18 protein-coding genes are annotated in these 17,584 nt (G+C 65.8%); 11 read left to right on the top strand and 7 right to left on the bottom strand.

Annotation, left to right across the window (positions count from 1 at the left end):
- The coding region (locus A9X03_RS13045; protein ID WP_068261397.1) for an SDR family NAD(P)-dependent oxidoreductase at positions 1 to 627 on the bottom strand (627 nt) is incomplete at its 3' end.
- Between the two features lie 109 nt (positions 628 to 736).
- Here A9X03_RS13045 and A9X03_RS13040 point away from each other — a divergent pair.
- A complete protein-coding gene (locus A9X03_RS13040; protein WP_082969664.1) occupies positions 737 to 2,257 on the top strand; it encodes a class I adenylate-forming enzyme family protein in 1,521 nt (506 codons plus the stop codon).
- A gap of 17 nt (positions 2,258 to 2,274) precedes the next feature.
- Here the strand turns inward: A9X03_RS13040 and A9X03_RS13035 are convergent, their stop codons facing one another.
- Both A9X03_RS13035 and A9X03_RS13030 read right to left on the bottom strand, forming a co-directional pair.
- Positions 2,275 to 2,679 carry a Zn-ribbon domain-containing OB-fold protein gene (locus tag A9X03_RS13035; protein WP_067748340.1) on the bottom strand — a complete coding sequence of 135 codons (405 nt, stop codon included), beginning with the start codon at positions 2,677 to 2,679 and terminating at the stop codon, positions 2,275 to 2,277.
- Entirely contained in the window at positions 2,679 to 3,824 is a 1,146-nt protein-coding gene (locus A9X03_RS13030; RefSeq protein ID WP_068261394.1) for an acetyl-CoA acetyltransferase, read from the bottom strand. Before A9X03_RS13030 ends, A9X03_RS13035 begins: the two co-directional genes overlap by 1 nt.
- 52 nt (positions 3,825 to 3,876) lie before the next feature.
- Between A9X03_RS13030 and A9X03_RS13025 the strand changes: the two genes are divergently transcribed.
- Genes A9X03_RS13025 through A9X03_RS13010 form a run of 4 tightly spaced genes read left to right on the top strand, consistent with a single transcriptional unit; the run spans position 3,877 to position 7,779 of the window.
- Complete coding sequence (locus A9X03_RS13025) at positions 3,877 to 4,725, top strand: HpcH/HpaI aldolase/citrate lyase family protein (protein ID WP_067779974.1); 849 nt, start codon at positions 3,877 to 3,879, stop codon at positions 4,723 to 4,725.
- Positions 4,726 to 4,757: 32 nt separating this feature from the next.
- Positions 4,758 to 5,876, top strand: a complete 1,119-nt coding sequence (locus A9X03_RS13020) for a TauD/TfdA family dioxygenase (RefSeq protein WP_067748541.1) — start codon at positions 4,758 to 4,760, stop codon at positions 5,874 to 5,876.
- Positions 5,873 to 6,958, top strand: coding sequence for a hydroxyacid dehydrogenase (locus A9X03_RS13015; RefSeq protein ID WP_067779977.1), 1,086 nt, complete (start codon positions 5,873 to 5,875; stop codon positions 6,956 to 6,958). Before A9X03_RS13020 ends, A9X03_RS13015 begins: the two co-directional genes overlap by 4 nt.
- Positions 6,955 to 7,779, top strand: coding sequence for an enoyl-CoA hydratase/isomerase family protein (locus A9X03_RS13010; protein ID WP_068261388.1), 825 nt, complete (start codon positions 6,955 to 6,957; stop codon positions 7,777 to 7,779). The genes A9X03_RS13015 and A9X03_RS13010 overlap by 4 nt, the downstream gene beginning before the upstream one ends.
- Positions 7,780 to 7,812: 33 nt before the next feature.
- Here A9X03_RS13010 and A9X03_RS13005 read toward each other — a convergent pair whose 3' ends face one another.
- A complete protein-coding gene (locus tag A9X03_RS13005; protein ID WP_067748350.1) occupies positions 7,813 to 9,000 on the bottom strand; it encodes an amidohydrolase family protein in 1,188 nt (395 codons plus the stop codon).
- A 320-nt stretch (positions 9,001 to 9,320) separates the two neighbouring features.
- Between A9X03_RS13005 and A9X03_RS13000 the strand changes: the two genes are divergently transcribed.
- Positions 9,321 to 10,112 (top strand): TetR/AcrR family transcriptional regulator, encoded by a 792-nt coding sequence (locus A9X03_RS13000; protein ID WP_067748352.1) that lies wholly within the window; start codon positions 9,321 to 9,323, stop codon positions 10,110 to 10,112.
- On the opposite strand, the gene A9X03_RS12995 is transcribed toward A9X03_RS13000, so the two are convergent.
- Positions 10,101 to 11,273: an acyl-CoA dehydrogenase family protein gene (locus A9X03_RS12995; protein ID WP_068261385.1), complete on the bottom strand. Its 1,173-nt coding sequence runs from the start codon at positions 11,271 to 11,273 to the stop codon at positions 10,101 to 10,103. The genes A9X03_RS13000 and A9X03_RS12995 overlap by 12 nt on opposite strands.
- Positions 11,274 to 11,380: 107 nt before the next feature.
- Here A9X03_RS12995 and A9X03_RS12990 point away from each other — a divergent pair, with 107 nt between their 5' ends.
- Positions 11,381 to 12,400, top strand: coding sequence for an acyl-CoA dehydrogenase family protein (locus A9X03_RS12990; RefSeq protein ID WP_068261382.1), 1,020 nt, complete (start codon positions 11,381 to 11,383; stop codon positions 12,398 to 12,400).
- Here A9X03_RS12990 and A9X03_RS12985 read toward each other — a convergent pair.
- The gene (locus tag A9X03_RS12985) at positions 12,379 to 12,795 is read right to left on the bottom strand and encodes a PaaI family thioesterase (RefSeq protein ID WP_067890001.1); all 417 of its coding nucleotides are present in this window, start codon (positions 12,793 to 12,795) and stop codon (positions 12,379 to 12,381) included. The two genes, A9X03_RS12990 and A9X03_RS12985, sit on opposite strands and share 22 nt — an antisense overlap.
- A 35-nt stretch (positions 12,796 to 12,830) precedes the next feature.
- Positions 12,831 to 13,739, bottom strand: a complete 909-nt coding sequence (locus tag A9X03_RS12980) for an enoyl-CoA hydratase (RefSeq protein ID WP_067748543.1) — start codon at positions 13,737 to 13,739, stop codon at positions 12,831 to 12,833.
- 126 nt (positions 13,740 to 13,865) lie between these two features.
- Between A9X03_RS12980 and A9X03_RS12975 the strand changes: the two genes are divergently transcribed.
- The 4 genes from A9X03_RS12975 to A9X03_RS12960 all read left to right on the top strand — a co-directional run.
- A complete protein-coding gene (locus A9X03_RS12975) occupies positions 13,866 to 14,951 on the top strand; it encodes a dihydrodipicolinate reductase (RefSeq protein WP_067748548.1) in 1,086 nt (361 codons plus the stop codon).
- Between the two features lie 44 nt (positions 14,952 to 14,995).
- A complete protein-coding gene (locus A9X03_RS12970) occupies positions 14,996 to 15,607 on the top strand; it encodes a nitroreductase family protein (RefSeq protein ID WP_067748545.1) in 612 nt (203 codons plus the stop codon).
- 2 nt (positions 15,608 to 15,609) lie between these two features.
- Positions 15,610 to 16,542 carry a TIGR03619 family F420-dependent LLM class oxidoreductase gene (locus A9X03_RS12965; protein WP_068261379.1) on the top strand — a complete coding sequence of 311 codons (933 nt, stop codon included), beginning with the start codon at positions 15,610 to 15,612 and terminating at the stop codon, positions 16,540 to 16,542.
- A 42-nt stretch (positions 16,543 to 16,584) separates the two neighbouring features.
- A partial coding sequence (locus tag A9X03_RS12960; protein WP_156746549.1) for an AMP-binding protein occupies positions 16,585 to 17,584 on the top strand: 1,000 nt, incomplete at its 3' end.

Genomic DNA, 17,584 nt, shown 5'->3' with positions numbered 1-17,584 from the left:
ATCGATTATGATGTTCTCGGTCATCCGCGTCCGTGCGATGGGGGCGACGGCGTTGATGGCGATGCCGTTGCGGGCACCTTCGATGGCGAGAACGTGCATCATGCCGATGAGGCCCATCTTGGCCGCGCCGTAGTTGGCTTGACCGAAGTTCCCGAAAAGTCCGGTGCCGGAAGTGGTCTGAACGATCCGTCCGTAATTCTGTGCCCGCATGATCGGCCACACGGCCCGCGTCACGTTGAATGCGCCGGCGAGGTGTACCGATATGACCGCATCAACCTGCTCGGCGGTCATGTTCTTGAAAGCCGCGTCGCGCAGAATCCCCGCGTTGTTCACCAGAATATCGACCCGGCCGAAGGCGTCCATGGCCGTTGCCACGATCGCGGCGCCGCCGTCCTCGGTGGCCACCGAGGCCCCGTTGGCGACCGCGGTGCCGCCCGCGGCTGTGATCTCGTCGACCACGGCCTGGGCCGCCGACGTCGACGCGCCGCTGCCGTCCACGGCGCTGCCCAGGTCGTTGACCACGACGCGGGCACCGCGCCGTGCGAGCTCGAGGGCGTGACAGCGGCCAAGCCCGCCACCGGCGCCGGTGACGATGGCCACCTGGTTATCGAAAGTCATTGACTGCATAGGTGAGAGGTTACATTTACTCAATCGAGAGCAGTAATTTGCATTGGAGGGGACATCCATGGGCGGCCCGACTGAACTGCTGCCGCATGCGCGTCGGCGCGCCGAGGCGCTGCGGCCCCGGTACCGCGCCGCCGGCCTGTGGACCGGGGAACCGTTCGACATGGTGCGCTCCGCAGCCGCCCGGCATCCCGGCCGTCCAGCGGTGGTGGACCGAGGCGCCGAACTCACCTACGGCGAGCTGGACGAGCGCATCGATTCGGCCGCCGTGGCCATGGCAGACGCCGGTGTCGTGCCGGGCAGCGCGATCGTCTTGGTGGTCGGCAACGACGTTGACTCGGTGGTCGCGATCCACGCGGCGTTGCGGGCGGATGCGATGGTGCTGCTCGTGCCGCGTAGTGCCGGGGCCAAACACGTCGCCGACATTCTCACCCGCACCCGGGCGCGGCTCGGCGCGGCGCCGAACTGGACGGCGGTCTCCGAGCCGGAATTATCCGGGCTGTGCCGTTGGATCGAACTCGGTGCCGGTGAGCGCTTGGCCAGCGATCCGCCGCGCCCGGCGCGGCCGGCCGACGAACCATCCTTCGTGCTCTACACCTCGGGTACGACGTCTCGGCCAAAGGGCGTGATCCACTCGCTCAGCACATTGGCCAAAGCGTCGGCGAACTACATTGCGGCGGCGGGCCTGGGTTCAGAAGACCGGATTTTTCTGATCAGCCCGCTGGCGTCGGTCACCGGTGTCTTGCAAGCGCTGTTCATCGGACCGATGCTCGCAATACCGGTGATTCTCGAGGACCGTTGGAACCCGTCGGCGACGTGCGACCTGCTGGTCACCTCGGGTGCGACGTGGTACGGCGGTCCGGACCGGCTGCTCGACCGGATACTCGATGAGGCCGTGGCGCGCGACGCCGTCGTCCCGCTGCGGGCGGTTTATCTCGGCGGCACGACGCTGGACCGGCGGATCGTCGAACGCGTCGAAGACGAATTCGGCATCGTCGTCATGCGTGCGTATGGGTCCTCGGAGGCACCGGTAAGCACCTCCGGTCTGCGGGGCGAGTCGCGGGCGGTGCGCCATGCCGACGACGGAGTGGCGCTCGACGATGTCGAAGTGCGCGTCGGATCCGCGGCCGAATCCGCCGAATGCTGCATCAGGGGGCCGCACACGTTCCTCGGATACACCGACGCCGAGGACGACAAGATGGCGTTCGACGGCGACTGGTTCCGCACCGGCGATGTGGCGGACATCGTCGGCGACCGGGTGCGGATCGTCGGCCGCATCAAGGACATCGTGATTCGCAACGGGCTGAAGATCCCGGCGGCCGAGGTGCAGGAGGCCGTTTCTCGGATCGCCGGGGTCCGCGAGTGTGCGGCCTATGCGGTCGCCGACGACACCACCGGAGAGCGGCTGGCCATGGCAATTGTGCTCGAACCCGACGTCGATATCACTCTGGCCGAGGTCGCCGTCGCTCTCGTATCCGAGGGGATGCCGAAATACAAACTGCCGGAAGAACTCGTGCTGTGGGACGAGCCGCTTCCAATCAACGCCAACGGCAAGATCGACCGCGCGAAGCTTGACGAAGGGTCGGTCGGGCGGCGCCGTTTGCTCGCCGACCGTCTCGCGACTGCGGGATAACGGGCAGCCGGCGAAGCTTAGGCGCGTGCCGGGCGGAATACCGGTACGACGAATCCGTCGCCGTCTTCGCGGAAGGCAACCATCAGATCCATGTCTGCGCGCAGGTCTTCGATGGCGCAATCCTCGACGACGGTCATCAGCCGTGGCCCCTCTTCGAGGTCCACCATTGCCAGTACGTACGGAACATGGGCGTCGAAGGGCGCGGCGTTCTGGTGGATGACGCTCCAGGTGTACAGCCGCGCGCGTCCGGTGGCCGGCGCCAATTCGACGTCCTCGCACCAACAGTGCGGGCAGAACGGCCGTGGGTACAACGAGGCCCGACCGCAGGACCGGCATCGGTTGACCGTCAATCTGCGGTCCTGCGCGGCCGCCCACCAGGCCTGTCCGTCGGTGTCGATCGTGGGCCGATCGGGTGCCGTCACTACTGCCTCCCGAGAATCATCGTGGCGCTGTGGGTGAAGAACCCGCCCATGGCGTGCACACAGGCCAACCGGGCCCCGCCGACCTGGCGCCGCCCGCATTCGCCTCGCAACTGCCGCACCGCCTCGACCATGAGGAACATCCCTCGCATACCGGGATGGCAGGAGGCCAGCCCGCCTCCGTCGGTGTTGGTCGGCAGCGCCCCGCCCGGGCGCAGCGCACCGGATTCGATGTACGGTCCCCCTTCGCCCTTGGCGCAAAAGCCCAGATCTTCCACGGTCAGCAGCACGGTGGACGTGAAGGAGTCGTAGAGCTGGCACACGTCGATGTCACCCGGGCCGACGCCCGCCTGCGCGAAGGCTCGCGGGCCCGAGCGGGCGGCGGCCGAGGTCGTGAAATCGGGCCATTGGCTCATGCTGACGTGGGATGTCGCGTCGGCCGACCCGAGAATCCAGATCGGCTCTTTCGCGCAATCCTTGGCCACCCGCTCGCTGGCCAGCACGACGGCGCCACCACCGTCGGTGCGCAGGCACACATGCTTGGAGGTGAACGGGTCGGCCAGCATCGGTGCGCTCGCCACGTCGGCCACTGTGATGCGCTCGCGCTCAAATGCGTTCTCGTTCATGGCCGCCCACTCGTGGGCGGCGACGGCGACTTCCGCCAGCTGGTCGACGGTCGTGCCGAATTCGATCATGTGTCGCCTGGCCGCCATGGCGTACTTGGCGATCAACGTCGCGCCGTACGGCGTCTCGTACTGCAGGACGCCTCCGGTGCCCATGGCGGCGGCGGACGGTCGCACCCGGCGCTTGACGTCCGAGCGCGCGGTCGATCCGTACGTCAACAAGGCGACCTCGATCTGCCCCGCCGCGATCGCTGCCGCGGCGTGACCGGCCATGACTTCCCACGAGGATCCTCCGACGTTGGTCGCGTCGACCCAGTCGGGGCGCAGACCGAGATACTCGCCGACCTCGACCGGCGGAAGCAACGTCCCATGAGCGCCGAAACCGTCGATGTCGTCCTTCGTCAGGCCCGCATCGACGACCGCGCGCCGCGAGGACTGCGCCATCAGCGCCATGGCGGTCTTATCGGGAACTCGACCGCAGTCGGAAAGGGCTGCGCCCACGATAGCGACGCGATTCGGCGGCATAGCTCATGGTTATCACACCGCCGCCCGCTCGATAACGACAGTTCGCAGAAAGATGGAAACCGCATTCTCGGTCGGCTACCGTGAGCCTATGACGACGGCGCTGCGGGACGCCTTGCGAGGACACCCCCTGGTGCTGTGCCTGGCTCTGCTCAACTCACGCACCCCTGATGTTCCCGCGGTTGCGGCGGCCTGCGGGTACGACGCCGTTTATGTCGATCTCGAACACACATCCACGTCGTTGGAAACCGCACAGATGCTCTGCATGAGCGCGCTCGGGGCGGGGATATCCGGTCTGGTGCGGGTGCCGTCGCACGACGCCAGCGTCATTGCCCGTGTGCTGGATGGCGGGGCAGTAGGAGTGATTGTCCCGCATGTCAATTCGAAGAGCGAGGCGGAGGCGGTGGTTCACGCCGCGCGGTTTCCCCCGCTCGGCCATCGATCGATATCGGGTCCCAACGCTGTCAGCGGATTCGGGCAGCGTCCGGCGACACAATTGGTCGAGGTGCTCGAACGGCGCACCGTCGTGGCCGTGATGATCGAGACTCCGCAGGCGGTCGAAGCTTGCGAGTCCATCGCGTCGGTGGAAGGCGTCGACATGATCCTCGTCGGGCCGAGCGATCTGACCGCTGAAATGGGCATCCACGGGCAGTATGAGAATCCCCATTTCCAGCGTGCGGTAGAATCGGTCGCGGCGGCTTGCCGAAGTCACGGCGTGGCGCTCGGGATGGCCGGAATAAAGTCCCTCGAACTGCTCAGTCGTTTCGTGGGGATGGGTTTGCGGTTCATCTCGGCGGGGACCGACATTGGGATGATGACGGAGGCGGCCACCACGCGCGCGCAAGCGCTCCGCGGGCTGAGCGAGTCACCGCGCGAACCGATTTGCACGAACGACGACCAATAGCCGCAGTGAGCCAACCCATTCAGGAGGACCGGATGCCGACAGCCATCTATACCGAACCCGTCACCGACACGATGGCGTGGACCGGGGCCGACTTCACGAGCAAGGAGGACTTCGCGTTCGACTTATCGGCCCGCAACGTAGCGGCTTTGGAATCGATCCTGGCCAAGACGGCGAACAAGGACCGAGACGACATCACGCCCGAGGACGCACGGCACCCGGATCTCGACGACGATCTGGCCCGGCTCTACCGGGAACTAATGTTCGGCAAAGGCTTGGCCTGCGTGCGCGGCTTTCCGGTCGAACAGCACTCGATCGAGGAACTCGAACGAATTTACTGGGCGTTCTGCACGCACCTCGGGTATCTCGTGTCGAACAACTCCTTCGGTCACCGGATGGTGCGCGTGCAGGAGGAGATCCTGCCGGGTGGCGTACAACCCGCCCGGGGCACCAAATCCCGGGCTGAGCTGGCGATGCACAACGACGCCGCCGACATCCTGTCGCTGCTGTGTGTGTATCCCGCGGCGCAGGGTGGGGAGAGCCAGTTCGCCAGCGGGCCTGCTGCGCACAACCGGGTTCTGGCGGAACGGCCGGATCTGCTCGAAGTGCTCTACCGGGGGTTCCCGCATCATCGCCGCAGCGAGCAGCCCGACGACCAACCCGACGTGACGCCCTATGACGTGCCCGTCTTCTCCCAAATCGACGGACGAATCTGCATCAACTTCACCTACAGCAGCATCCTGCCCGCGATGCACGCCCTGGGCCGTGAGTTCACGCCACAAGAGGTCGAGGCGGTGGATCTACTGCGCAACATCCTGGTCGAGCAGCAAGTCGAATTCCGACTGGAATCCGGCGAGGCCGCGGTGGCCAACAACTTCGCGATGTGCCATTCGCGGTCCGACTTCGTCAGCAGCAATGATCCGAAGAAGGCGCGCTGCTTCCTGCGGGCGTGGATGGAAGTGCCGCGCGAAGACCGCCGACTGCCGATCGGCCGTGAGTACTTCCACATGGAGAACAAGGACCTGCGCCTCGGATACGACGTAGTCGAGGGCCGCGACGGCGCCATCGCCCGCAACGACTACAAGAACGTCAACACCGAACTGGCCGAAATGTTCAAGGCGGCGCAGGCGAAACCCAAAGTCAAGAACACGTGAGCGTTCGTCCGCGTCTGGTTTACGAGCGGTGGACGGATCCCGTGGCCGGCGAGATCCTCGAAAATGCCGACGTCGACCTGGTCAAGCTCGACTTGACCGCGGCCGACACGGACAGCTGGGCCATCTTGGAATCCGCACACGGATACCAGGTCGCCACCCGCACGGACGTGGCCGGCTACGCCGGCGGTGCGCAGTGGCTGGCCGGGCCGGATTTGCTGCGACGGTGTCACAAGCTTCTCGCCGTGTGCTCGGCGGGCGCGGGGTACGACGTCATCGACGTGGACGCGTGCACACGCGCCGGAATCGCGGTGTGCAACAACTCCGGGCCGGGCGCGGAGGCGGTCGCCGAGCACGCGCTGGGCTTCATGCTCGACCTGGCCAAGAAGATCACCGCGGGAGACCGGATGCTGCGAGCCGGTTCCCTCAGCGATCGAATGGTCCTGCGGGGCAATCAGTTGATGGGCAAGACGCTGGGTGTCATCGGGCTCGGGGCGATCGGTGGGCGCCTGGTTGAACTGTGCGCGCCGTTCGATATGGAGGTCCTCGTTTTCGACCCTTACCTCGACGAGGCGAGCGCGCGAGCACGCGGGGTGCGAGCCGTTGCGCTTGCCGAACTGCTCGAGCGCTCGGACTTCGTCCAGGTGACCTGTCCGTTGACCAGTGAGACCGAGGGATTGATCGGCAGTCGGCAGTTCGCGGCGATGAAGCCGACAGCGTTCTTCATCACCACAGCGCGCGGCCCCGTCCATGACGAAACCGCGCTGCTCGAAGCGCTCCGCACCGGAGGAATCGCCGGGGCGGGGTTGGACGTGTTCCATGAGGAACCACCGCGCCAGGAAAATCCGTTGCTGCAGCTTGCCAATGTGGTGGCGACGCCCCACACCGCGGGTATCACGGTCGAGGCCACGCGCGATATCGCCGTTGCCACGGCTACGCAGTGGCAGACGATCTTCGGCGGCGGTGTGCCACCACGGCTACTGAATCCCGATGTCTGGCCCCGCTTCTGCGACCGATTTCAAGACGCATTCGGATTTCGTCCCAGCGCCACAAGCGTTTTGGAGAGCGGGGGTCGGATCAGATGAGTCAGTACAAAACGATCGACGTCGAGGTGCGGGATCACACCGCTTGCGTGACCCTCAACCGCCCCGAGGTCCTCAACGCGATCAACGACGAGATGATCGCCGAACTGTCGATCGCATACTCGGAAATCGAACGTTCCCAACAGATCTGGACGGTCATCATTACGGGCGCCGGACGCGCCCTGTGCGTAGGCGCGGACGTCAACAAGGCGGCTGACCACGACATGGACAACGCGGCCGGAATCGACAACCAGGGCGAGCCCATCCTCAGCTCGATGCGCCAGTGGGACGCGCCCCAAGAGGCTACGCCGCCGTGGCTGCAGATGACCAAGCCGATCATCTGCGCCGTCAACGGCATCGCCTGCGGAGCGGGACTGGATCTCGTGACGACCGCGGACATCACCGTCGCGTCGGAGCACGCGACGTTGATGGATCCGCATGTCAGCATCGGCGTGACGTCCGGGCGCGAAGGGGTGCGGCTTGCCCGGATTCTGCCGCTGCCCGTCGCGATGCGGTTGATCTTGATGGGCAAGCACGAACGACTCGACGCCCAACGGGCCTACGACCTGGGTATCTTCACCGAGGTGGTGGCGCACGAGTCATTGGTGGACCGGGCGTGGGAGATCGCCGGAATCGTCAATTCAAATGCGCCACTGGCGGTACGAGGTTCGCGGATGGCCGTGCGCAAGGGTCTCACGCTGCCCATCTATGAGGCCGAACTGCTCGCCGAGAACTATCGGATGAAAGTCGCGCTGACCAAGGACGCCGTCGAGGGGCCGCGAGCCTTCCTCGAAAAGCGCAAACCCGAGTGGAAGGCGTTGTAGTACCCGCGACCCGAAATCCCCGGGGTCAGTTGTTCACACCATGCCGAAGAACGTTTTGGCGTTGGTGGACAACACCTTCCGCTTTGTCTCCTCGTCCAGGCCCTCCGTCGCCTTATTGGCGACCTCCAGGCTCCTCGGCCAGTTGGTGTCGTTGTGCGGGTAGTCGGTCTCGAACATCAGCTGGTCCGGGCCGACGAGATCGAGGATGCGGAAGGCGACCGGGTCGCCGAAGGTGGAGAAGTAGACGCGCCCCGGCACCTGGTTGCTGGGCGGTTCGGTCAACAGGGGATGAATGCCGCCCCAGGCCCGACGGTCCTCCCAGACCTCGTCGACACGCTGCAGGTAGTAGGGAATCCAGCCGGCCTGCGCCTCGGCGAATGCGATCTTGAGGTCCGGAAATTGAACGAGCTTGGCGGAGAACAGCCAGTCGACCAACGCGATCGTGCAGTTGACCGCCATGAGCGCGCTGGTAACCACGTGCGGAGAGTCGGGCGAGGACTTGGTGAGTGAGGAACTCGACCCGATGTGCAACATGATGCCCACTTGGTTGCGCTCACAGGACGCGAAGAAGGGGTCCCAGTAGCCGCTGTGGATGGACGGCAGGTCGAGACGGCTGGGTAGCTCGGAGAAGCACACCGCGCGCATTCCCTTGGCGGCAACCCGTTCGACCTCCTTGGCGGCGAGTTCGACGTCCCACAGCGGAATGATCCCCAGCGGGATCAGCCGCCCGTTCGAGCTACCCCCCCATTCGTCGATCTGAAAGTCGTTGTAGGCCTCGACGCAAAGTCTGGCGAGTTCCTTGTCCTTGCCGTAGAGAAACCGTTGGCCGCAGAAGCGGACCAGCGTGTTGGGGAAGCAGGCCGAGGCCTCGATGCCTGCGATGTCCATGTCCGCGAGCCGGTCCGCCGGGCGAAAGCAGCCCGGACGCATCTCGTCGTAGGTGATCGGGTCGGTGCTGAGCTCGTCGAGGTCGTAGCCGGCGGCGGCACTGATGAGGGGGATCGGGATGACCGCATCCTCGTAGTGCCAGATATCCGCGTCACGGCCGTCGGGATCCTCGACGAATGCGACATCGGACGTGACGCTCGGGTCCATGCGCCCCTTGGTGCGAACGATTCGCGGCCCGATGTCGCGGTAGCGCTCCGGCAGCCTGCTTGTCCACAGATCGGCCGGTTCCACCAGGTGGTCATCCGGCGAGACGATCAGAATGTCTGCACTCAACGCTGCACTCCTTCGACGGCCCGCGGCTTCAATTCGCGGCGCACTGATTCGTAGAGAGAATGACCGTTTCCACGGTACCGCATGCGATTCGATTCGAGGTACGCGGGGACGCTTGGCTGGCCAGGAACACCCCGCGGTGTCGCGCGCCTGGTAGGGCGCCATCGCGGCCGTGCCCGGAAAGCCTTCTCCGGCAGGGCGGCACGCGCGTCGACAAAACCCGACGGAGGATGGAAACCGTCAATCACGCAAAGCGGCAATCAACATACACGGGTAGGTAGGACGCACATTTTCGCGTGCGGGCGAGTATTCTTGTTCGCACTATGCCTACGAAGAAGCCCGCCGGCCGCCCGATCGAAACCGGCTTGGAACTTGTTGACAACGACGTCGAGGTGCCCGGCACCTGGCAGCAACGCACGATCGAGCGGCGCCTGAGCACGGCGCGGGCGCGCGCCCTCGCCCGCAGTTCGCGGTTTCTGGCCACCGCCCTGGAGTTGGTGGAGGAGTCCGGTAAGGCCGACTTCACGATCCAGACGCTCATCGACCGGTCGAACCTGAGCTTGCGAGCGTTCTACCAACACTTCGCGGGCAAGGAAGAACTTCTGTTGGCGCTCTACGAGAACGTCACCAGTCAATTCACGGAGGACATCCGGCAGGAGGTCGCCGCGGCCGACGGCCCGATGGAGCAACTCGAGGCGTTCTGCAGGGGCGTCCTGTCCCGCGCGGAATCTTCGGAAGCGGTCGGTGGCCGGGTCATGACGATCTACAACCTCAGCCTGGAGATCGAGCGGCCGGATGACTTTGCCAAGGTGTGGGAACCCCACCAGAAGCTGCTGACGAAGATCATCACGTCGTGCGCCCGGGCCGGGCTGGTGCGCACGGACATGACCCCCGCCCAGCTGACCACGCTGCTGAACACCACCCTCACCGCGCTCGCGCAGATTGGCGTCTTCCACCTGGGTGGCGGCAAGGACCCCAAGCTGACGGAGGACCAGTTGTGGGCATGGTGCAAACAGGCCGTCACGCCGCCCGTCGACGGCGCCAAGGCCCGGCCCGCACGCAAGGCGGCGCCGCGGACGACCGCGGCGCGCCGGGGCAAAAAGTTAACGGGGTAGGCCGAGACCCCGCTGCGCGATGATCGTTCGCTGAATCTCGCTGGTGCCCGCGTAGATCGTGGTGCCCAGCGAGAACCGTAGGGAGTGTTCGAACCGCCCATGCTCTGGGGCGGTCGGCTCGAGATAGCTGCGCAAGCCGTCGGCGCCGACCAATTCGACCACATCTTGGCTGGCGCGTTCGAGCGCCTCGGTGCTGAACAGCTTGGACATCGGGCCCTCGGCCACCGGTATCTCGCCCTGTTCGTGCATCCATACGCATCGTCGCTGCAGGAGCATCGACACCTCGGTCTCCATGGCGACTCGGGCGAGCCGGCGCCGGACGTCGGACTTCGCGATGGGCGGTGCGCCATCATCGGATCGGGTGCTGGTGGCCCAGTGTTCGGCATGATCCAGCAGTCGGATCAGGTGCGGGCCCCACCCCGATGCGTGCTCGTAGCGCAGCGAAAGCCCCAGCACCTCCCAGCCAGCGTCGACTTCGCCGATCCGCCACTCGTCCCCGACGCGGACGTCGCTATAGAACGTGATGTTGGTCCGTTCTCCGGAGAGAGTCCAGACCGCCTGTGCCTCAAAGCCATCCGAGGCGCAAGGCACGAGAAACATTGTCAGACCTTGGTGCTTGGGCTTGTCGGGGCTAGTGCGTGCGAGCAGGAATATGAAGTCGGCGATGTGACCGTTGGTGGTGAACATCTTTGAGCCGTTGATCACCCAATCCGCATCTTCGCCAGACCCGTCGCGGACCGCCTTGGTGGCGGCCGCCGCGACATCCGACCCGCATTCGGGCTCGGTGAAGCCCAGCGCGATGGTGATGTCGCCGTTGAGGGCCCCGGCCAGAATGCGATCCTTCAACTCGGGAGTGCCGATCTCGCGGATGATCGAGGCCACCATCCGCGTGGTTTCGGAAAGATATACCGGCGCGTCACAACGCATGAGCTCCTCTTTGAGGATCTGCTCGTCCCATGCATCGCGGTTCTGTCCGCCGAACTCGACGGGCCAGCCCGGGGCGAAATACCCCTTGTCGACGAGACCTTTGGCGAACTCGTCGTCGTGGGCGACGCCGCTGCGGTAGATGTGCTCCTCGAACTCGGGGCTCAACACGTTTTGAAGGTGGTGGCGGACGCCGTCGCGGAAGCTTGCCGTGTCGGCATCGAGGTGAAAATGCATATGCATGGGCCAATCTGTCGTCGCACGCAGTCAAGGACGGTGCGTGTGATAATGCTAATCTCAAATCTGAGAGTAACCATATCCGCTTGTGTGAGGGACGTACGGTCGTGGACCTGAGCTTGACGAGTGAACAGCGGCAGCTGGTCGATTCGTTCGCCGCGCTGTTCACCCGTGAGTCGACCTCCGAGCGCATCCGGGCGGCCGAGCCGTCGGGCTTCGACGCCAAACTGTGGAAGGCGCTGCTTGAGACGGGTGCGGTTGAGATGGCAGTCGGTGAGGCCGCAGGAGGATGGGGTGCCTCGGAACTGGAACTCGCGCTGATCGCCGAACAGTGCGGCCGGGCACTCGCATCCGCGCCCCTCATCGAAGCGCAAGTCGCCGCCCGCGCGCTGGCTGAGGCCGGCCATACCGGCGCCGGGCTGCTGAGCGAGGTCCTCGCGGGCGAGCGACTGGCCACACTCGCGCCCCGTCCCGCATGCGATGGGTGGTTGGAACTGGTCCCGGCAGGGGCGGTGGCAGACTACGTCATCGCCCTCTCGGAGGAACGGTTGCTGGCGGTGCCGGTCGGGGATAACCGGAAAGCGGTGGGAAACCTCGCGTCAATGCCCCTGGCTGACATCACGATTGGCTCAAACGCCGTTGTGCTCGCCGACAGGTCCGCGGCGCGCGAGCTGTTCTCACGGGCGCTCGACCTGTGGCTGACCATGACCGCCGTCGCATTGGCGGGCGCTGCCAAGAGGGCCGTCGAGATCGGCGTCGAATACGCCAGACAACGCCACGCCTTCGGCGCCGCAATCGGTTCCTTCCAAGCCGTATCTCACCCGCTGGCCGACAGCGCCACCGCCGCCGACGGGGCCAGGTTGCTCGGGCTCAAGGCGGCATGCGCCTTCGCCGACGAGCCCGATCGCGTTCGCGAACTGGCCGGCATGGCCTTCGCATTCGGGTACGAGACGGCGCGCGACGCGACGCGACGCAGCCTCCACATCCACGGCGGATACGGGTTCGGTATGGAGGGTGACATCCAGTTGTACTACCGCCGGGTCCGCGGCTGGGCAATGGTCATCGGCGATCCCGCGACCGCATTGGACCGCGTCGCCGATGCGCGTTACGGCGCGGTCGCGGGCTGAGTGGGGCCGCGGGGAGCAAGGATCGCGAAGCTCAACGTCGCCCGTGCCGCGAGCCGGTCTCGACCGACGTCGAATACGTCGACACCGACCACGATCATCCTCTTTCCCGCGCGGAGCAGCGTGGCACTCGCGCGCGCGGGGCCCTCGACAATCGGTGCCAGGAAATGGATGGACATGTCCGCGGTGCCCGCCCCGCTACCCTGACCCGCGTGCTTGACGGCGAGTCGCCCGCCGGCCACATCGATGAGCGTGGCGACCAACCCGCCCTGCAACGCGCCGCGGTAGTTCACCAGGTCCGGGCGGTTGTGCAGGTCGACGACGACCGACTCGTCGGTATCGACCACGTCGTAGAAGGGCAGCTGGCCGAACAGGTGACCGGGGATGGTCACCCCCATCGGTTGGGGCGCAGGCTGGCGGGACGACGTGGCGCTCACGCGTCGGACCGGACCTGGTCCTTGGCCGCCAGCACAACCGGGGGAGCGGTTCGCCAGTCCGGTACCCCCTGGGCCTCCCCGGCGGTCGGAACCTTGTCCTCGCGGATCTGCGCCCAGTGTGAGTGATTCAGTTGATGCAACGAGAAACACGACTGCAGCGCGTTGAAAAAGCCCATGTTGTCAACGGACTGGTTCACCGATTCCTTGATCAGCAACGCCGCCATCGTGGGGACCTGGGTGATGCGCCTTGCCAGCTCGAGTGTGCGCTCGGGGAGCTCTTCGCGCTTGAAGATCTTGCTCACCATCCCGATCCGGTAGGCCTCTTCGATTCCGATCGCGTCGCCGGTCAGCATGAGCTCTTTGGTGCGCCGCGGCCCGAACTCCCACGGATGGCCGAAGTACTCCATGCCGCACATGCCCAACCGCGTACCGACCACATCGGCGAAGCGCACCTCTTCGCTTCCGACGATCAGGTCACACGCCCAGATCAGCATCAGTCCCGCTGAGAACACATCCCCATGCACCTGTGCGATGGTGATCTTGCGGAGGTTTCGCCACCGAAGGTTGTTCTGAAAGAAGTAGTGCCATTCCTGCAGCATGGTTCTCTCGGCGCCGTCGCGGGTCCCGCCGTTGATCGTCACCGTGGGGTGCTGGCCCGGCCCCGGACTGAATTCCGCGCGCGCCTGCTTGGAACCGATATCGTGACCTGACGAGAACATCGGGCCCTCGCCGGCGAGGATGACCACGCGGACGTCGTCGTCGGCCTCCGCCCGCGCAAACGCGTCGTCGAGTTCGACCAGCATGCCGCGATTCTGGGCATTGCGCTGTTCGGGGCGATTCAGCGAAATGCGAATGATCATGCCGTCGTCGAAGGTCTCCCACTTCAAGAATTCGTAATCGTTCACCATTGGCCCTGCTTCCTCATCCCGTCCGGTAATGGTGTTATCTCTATATGAGAAGATATGTTCTCACGCGGTGGCCGAACTCGGCCGGAAGGGGTGCCCATGGCGGAGGGCCAACGCAGGCCGCGGGTGATTCTTTGGGGTCCGGGCCAGGTCGGTGTCGGCGCGCTGCGCGCCCTCATCGCGCATCCGGGTCTGGAGTTGGCCGCCGTGGTCGTCCACGCCGAAGCCAAGGACGGCAAGGATGCGGGTGACCTATGTGGAATGCCGGCGACCGGCGTCATCGCCACGCGGGATGTCGATGCCGCCCTGACGACGGACGCGGACGTGGTGGCCTATTTCGCTTCGGGCGACTATCGCTACCGCGAGGCGGCGCAGGACATAGCGCGCTGCCTGCGGTCGGGTAAAGATGTGGTGTGCACCTCACTGGTGCCGATGTGTTACCCACCCGCGGCGGACAGGGAAACCGTCGGCCTGCTCGAGGAGGCGTGCGCCGAAGGCGGCACCAGCTTCTTCAACAGCGGTGTCGACCCCGGGTGGGCCAACGACGTGATCGCGCTGACCATGACGGGCTTCAGCAGCCGCGTCGACGGCATCACCATGCTCGAGATTTTGGACTATGGGCCCATCAGACAACCCGACATCATGTTCGACTTCATGGGTTTTGGCTGCCCCCCCGACCATCCGGCGCCGCTGTTCGACACCGAGCGCCTGGCTGCGTTGTGGGCACCCATCGTGCATCTCGTTGCCGACGGTGTTGGCCTGCCGCTCGATCGCGTCGACACCACCATCGAGAAATGGTTGGCGACAACCCGATACGAGGTCGCATCGGGATGGATCGAGCCTGGCACAGTGGGAGGCATGCGATTCAAGCTGGCCGGAATGGTGGGCGGCGAGGAGCGCGTCACGCTCGAACACGTCACCCGCATGGGAGAGGAAGCGGCGCCGGACTGGCCGCGGCACCCGTCACCCCACGGGGGTTACCGGGTCATCATCGACGGCATGCCGACCTACACCGTCGACATCGAGATGCATGGCCGCGGAAATAACATGCGCGGCCTGACCTACGCGACCGTCATGCGCGAGCTGAACGCCATCCCCGCCGTGATGGCCGCGCCGCCCGGGTTGCTGTCGACCCTCGACCTGCCTCTGGTGACCGGCCCGGCCCGCGGCGGAACCTGGCGGGGCGTGCTGCCCGCGAAGGGGAAGCCGTGAGCGAACAGCGCATCGCCCGGACGTCGGCCGACGTGTGGGAGGTGATGCGCACGGCGTCGGCCGTCCGGCGCTACCTCGACGAACCCGTACCCGATGAGGTGATCGAGGCCTGCCTGCGGGCGGCCAGCTGGGCGCCGTCCGGAGGCAATCAGCAGCCCTGGAAATTCGTCGTGCTCAGATCGAGTAGCGTGCGCGACGTGGTCACGGCAGCGGCGCACCGGACATGGGATGTGATGACCGAGTTCTATCGGTTCGCGATGCCGGCGGACGAGGCTGACGACCCCAAATCACGCGTGCTGCGAACGATGGCCGAACACATGAGCGTCGGTGGCGCCGCGCCGGTGCTGGTGCTGTTCTGCGTCCAGCCGCAGCGGGGGACCACCGAACTCCAGCAGGGCGGGTCCATTTTTCCCGCCGTGCAGAACTTCTTGCTGGCGGCTCGCGCGCAGGGCCTCGGCGCCGCAATCACCCTGTGGCACGGGTCCTGCGAGGACCAGCTGCGCTCGATGGTCGGCATTCCCGGCGACTGGAAGATCGCGACGTTGCTGACGGTCGGCTGGCCCAAGGGCGGACATCATGCCGTGCGGCGTAAACCGCTGGACGAGGTCGCGGCCATCGATCGTTGGGACCGGCCTTGGCACAAGACAGGGGAGTGACAGTGGGATACCCCGAGATCTCGTTGTACCTGCGCACCTTTACCGATGGCCCGCAACATGATTGGCGGGCGACGCTGGCAATGGCACGGGCGATGGATGTTGCGGGGATCGACCGTGTGGTCGTCTCCGATCATGTGGTGTTCGGCGAGAAGCTGGAGGCATACGCCGACCCCTCGGTGGGTGGTGCGTCCGGCGGCCGCCAACCTACGGGGCCCGACGGCAGCTGGCTGGAACCGCTCATCGTGCTCACCGCGGTCGCTGCCACGACCGAGCGGATCCGGCTGGGGACCTCGATACTGTTGGCCGCCCTGCGGCGTCCCGCGGTCCTGGCCAAACAGCTGGCGACGCTCGATGTGCTTTCCGGCGGTCGCGTCGATCTCGGCGTCGGGGTGGGGTGGCAACGAGAGGAATACGAGGCAGCCGGACTGTCTTTCGCACACCGCGGGCGGCTGCTGGACCACACCTTGGAGGTCTGCAAGACGCTGTGGACCGAACAGCGGGCGTCGTATCACTCGCCCGAACTGTCCTTCGACGCGATCCACCAGATGCCGAAGCCGGTGCAACCCGGTGGTGTGCCGTGTTGGATCAGCGGCACGGTGAACCGCAACGTCGCGCGGCGAATCGCGCGGTTCGGCAGCGGTTGGATTCCCTGGGGCTCGGCATTTGCCGACCTGCCCACCTCGATAAGCAAGATGAAGGACAGCGTCGTCGCCGCCGGTGGCGACGCCGGCAATCTGCAAGTCCAAGGTGTCGCGCGCGCAGTGAAGGGCGACGGCGGATCGATCGACTACCCGGCATCGGTCGCGTCGGTACCGGCGCTGGTCGCGGCAGGCGTCACCGATGTCCGCTTCACGGTGACGGTCCCAGAGGAGGGCGAACGAGCTGTCGAAGTCCTCTCGCCGCTCGTGGAGGCGTTCCGCGACGTCACGCGATGATGCATCGACGTCGCGGGATCGGGCAGGAATCGACGGTCCGGCATGCAGTTGCGTGATCACGCGGGATCCGCGAAACCCGCTGTGATTCTTCATCCTTCAGGGACGGCGGTGAGCTTCGCCGACCTCGAGGCCGGCGCCAACAAGCTCGCGCACTTCCTGCGGCGATCGGAGTTGGCCGCCGGGGACACCATCGCCATCCTCATGGAAAACAACGAACACATCCACACAGCGATGTGGGCGGCCAAGCGCAGCGGTTTCTATTACACGCTGGTGAACACCAACCTGAGCCACTCCGAGATCGCCTACGTCGTTGCCGACAGCGGCGCGAAGGCCATCGTCTCCTCGCGGTTGATGCGCGATGCGTGCCGGGAACTGTCCGACCGGCTCGGGGATGGCCTGCCGGCCGTGGCGTTGATGGCCGACGACGACCTCCGGGGCTGGCTGTGCTACCCGGAATGCGTGGCCGCCGAACCCTCGACGCCGATCACCGATGAGCGTGACGGCCGGCTCCTGCAGTACTCCGCGGGCAGCACCGGTCGCCCCAAGGGGATCCGCCGACCGCTGACATCGCCAAACTCCGGCGTTTCGAAGGTGTCGACACCCGTTTTCGAGGCGCTCGGGGTGGGCCCCGACTCGGTCTACCTGAGTCCAGCCCCGACCTACCATACGGCGCCGGCCATGTGGACCATGGCGGCGCAAGCCGCCGGCGCGACAACGGTCCTCATGCAGAAGTTCGACGCCGAACAGGCCCTCGAATGCATTCAGCGACACGGTGTCACGCATGCGCAGTTTGTGCCGACGATGTTTGTCCGGATGCTGCGGCTGCCAGAAGAGGCCAGAACGCGCTACGACCTCTCGACGTTGCGACGCGTCGTCCATGCCGCCGCCCCGTGTCCGCCCGAGATCAAGCGGCAGATGATCGACTGGTGGGGCCCGATCGTGGACGAGTACTACGGGTCATCCGAGGGCGCCGGCATCTCGTTCATCCGTGCCGACGAGTGGCTCGCTCACCCGGGCTCGGTGGGCAAGCCACTTCTCGGCA

The organism is Mycobacterium sp. E1715 (assembly GCF_001667625.1).
GTDB lineage: Bacteria > Actinomycetota > Actinomycetes > Mycobacteriales > Mycobacteriaceae > Mycobacterium.
The sequence above is the reverse complement of the archived record's forward strand: the minus strand, read 5'-3'. Positions and strand labels throughout refer to the sequence as shown.

Coding starts and splice junctions, on each gene's coding strand:
- A9X03_RS13030 (WP_068261394.1), bottom strand. CDS start 3,824: ATGCCGCCGAATCGCGTCGCTATCGTGGGCGCAGCCCTTTCCGACTGC.
- A9X03_RS13025 (WP_067779974.1), top strand. CDS start 3,877: ATGGAAACCGCATTCTCGGTCGGCTACCGTGAGCCTATGACGACGGCG.
- A9X03_RS13020 (WP_067748541.1), top strand. CDS start 4,758: ATGCCGACAGCCATCTATACCGAACCCGTCACCGACACGATGGCGTGG.
- A9X03_RS13010 (WP_068261388.1), top strand. CDS start 6,955: ATGAGTCAGTACAAAACGATCGACGTCGAGGTGCGGGATCACACCGCT.
- A9X03_RS13000 (WP_067748352.1), top strand. CDS start 9,321: ATGCCTACGAAGAAGCCCGCCGGCCGCCCGATCGAAACCGGCTTGGAA.
- A9X03_RS12995 (WP_068261385.1), bottom strand. CDS start 11,273: ATGCATTTTCACCTCGATGCCGACACGGCAAGCTTCCGCGACGGCGTC.
- A9X03_RS12985 (WP_067890001.1), bottom strand. CDS start 12,795: ATGGGGGTGACCATCCCCGGTCACCTGTTCGGCCAGCTGCCCTTCTAC.
- A9X03_RS12970 (WP_067748545.1), top strand. CDS start 14,996: ATGCGCACGGCGTCGGCCGTCCGGCGCTACCTCGACGAACCCGTACCC.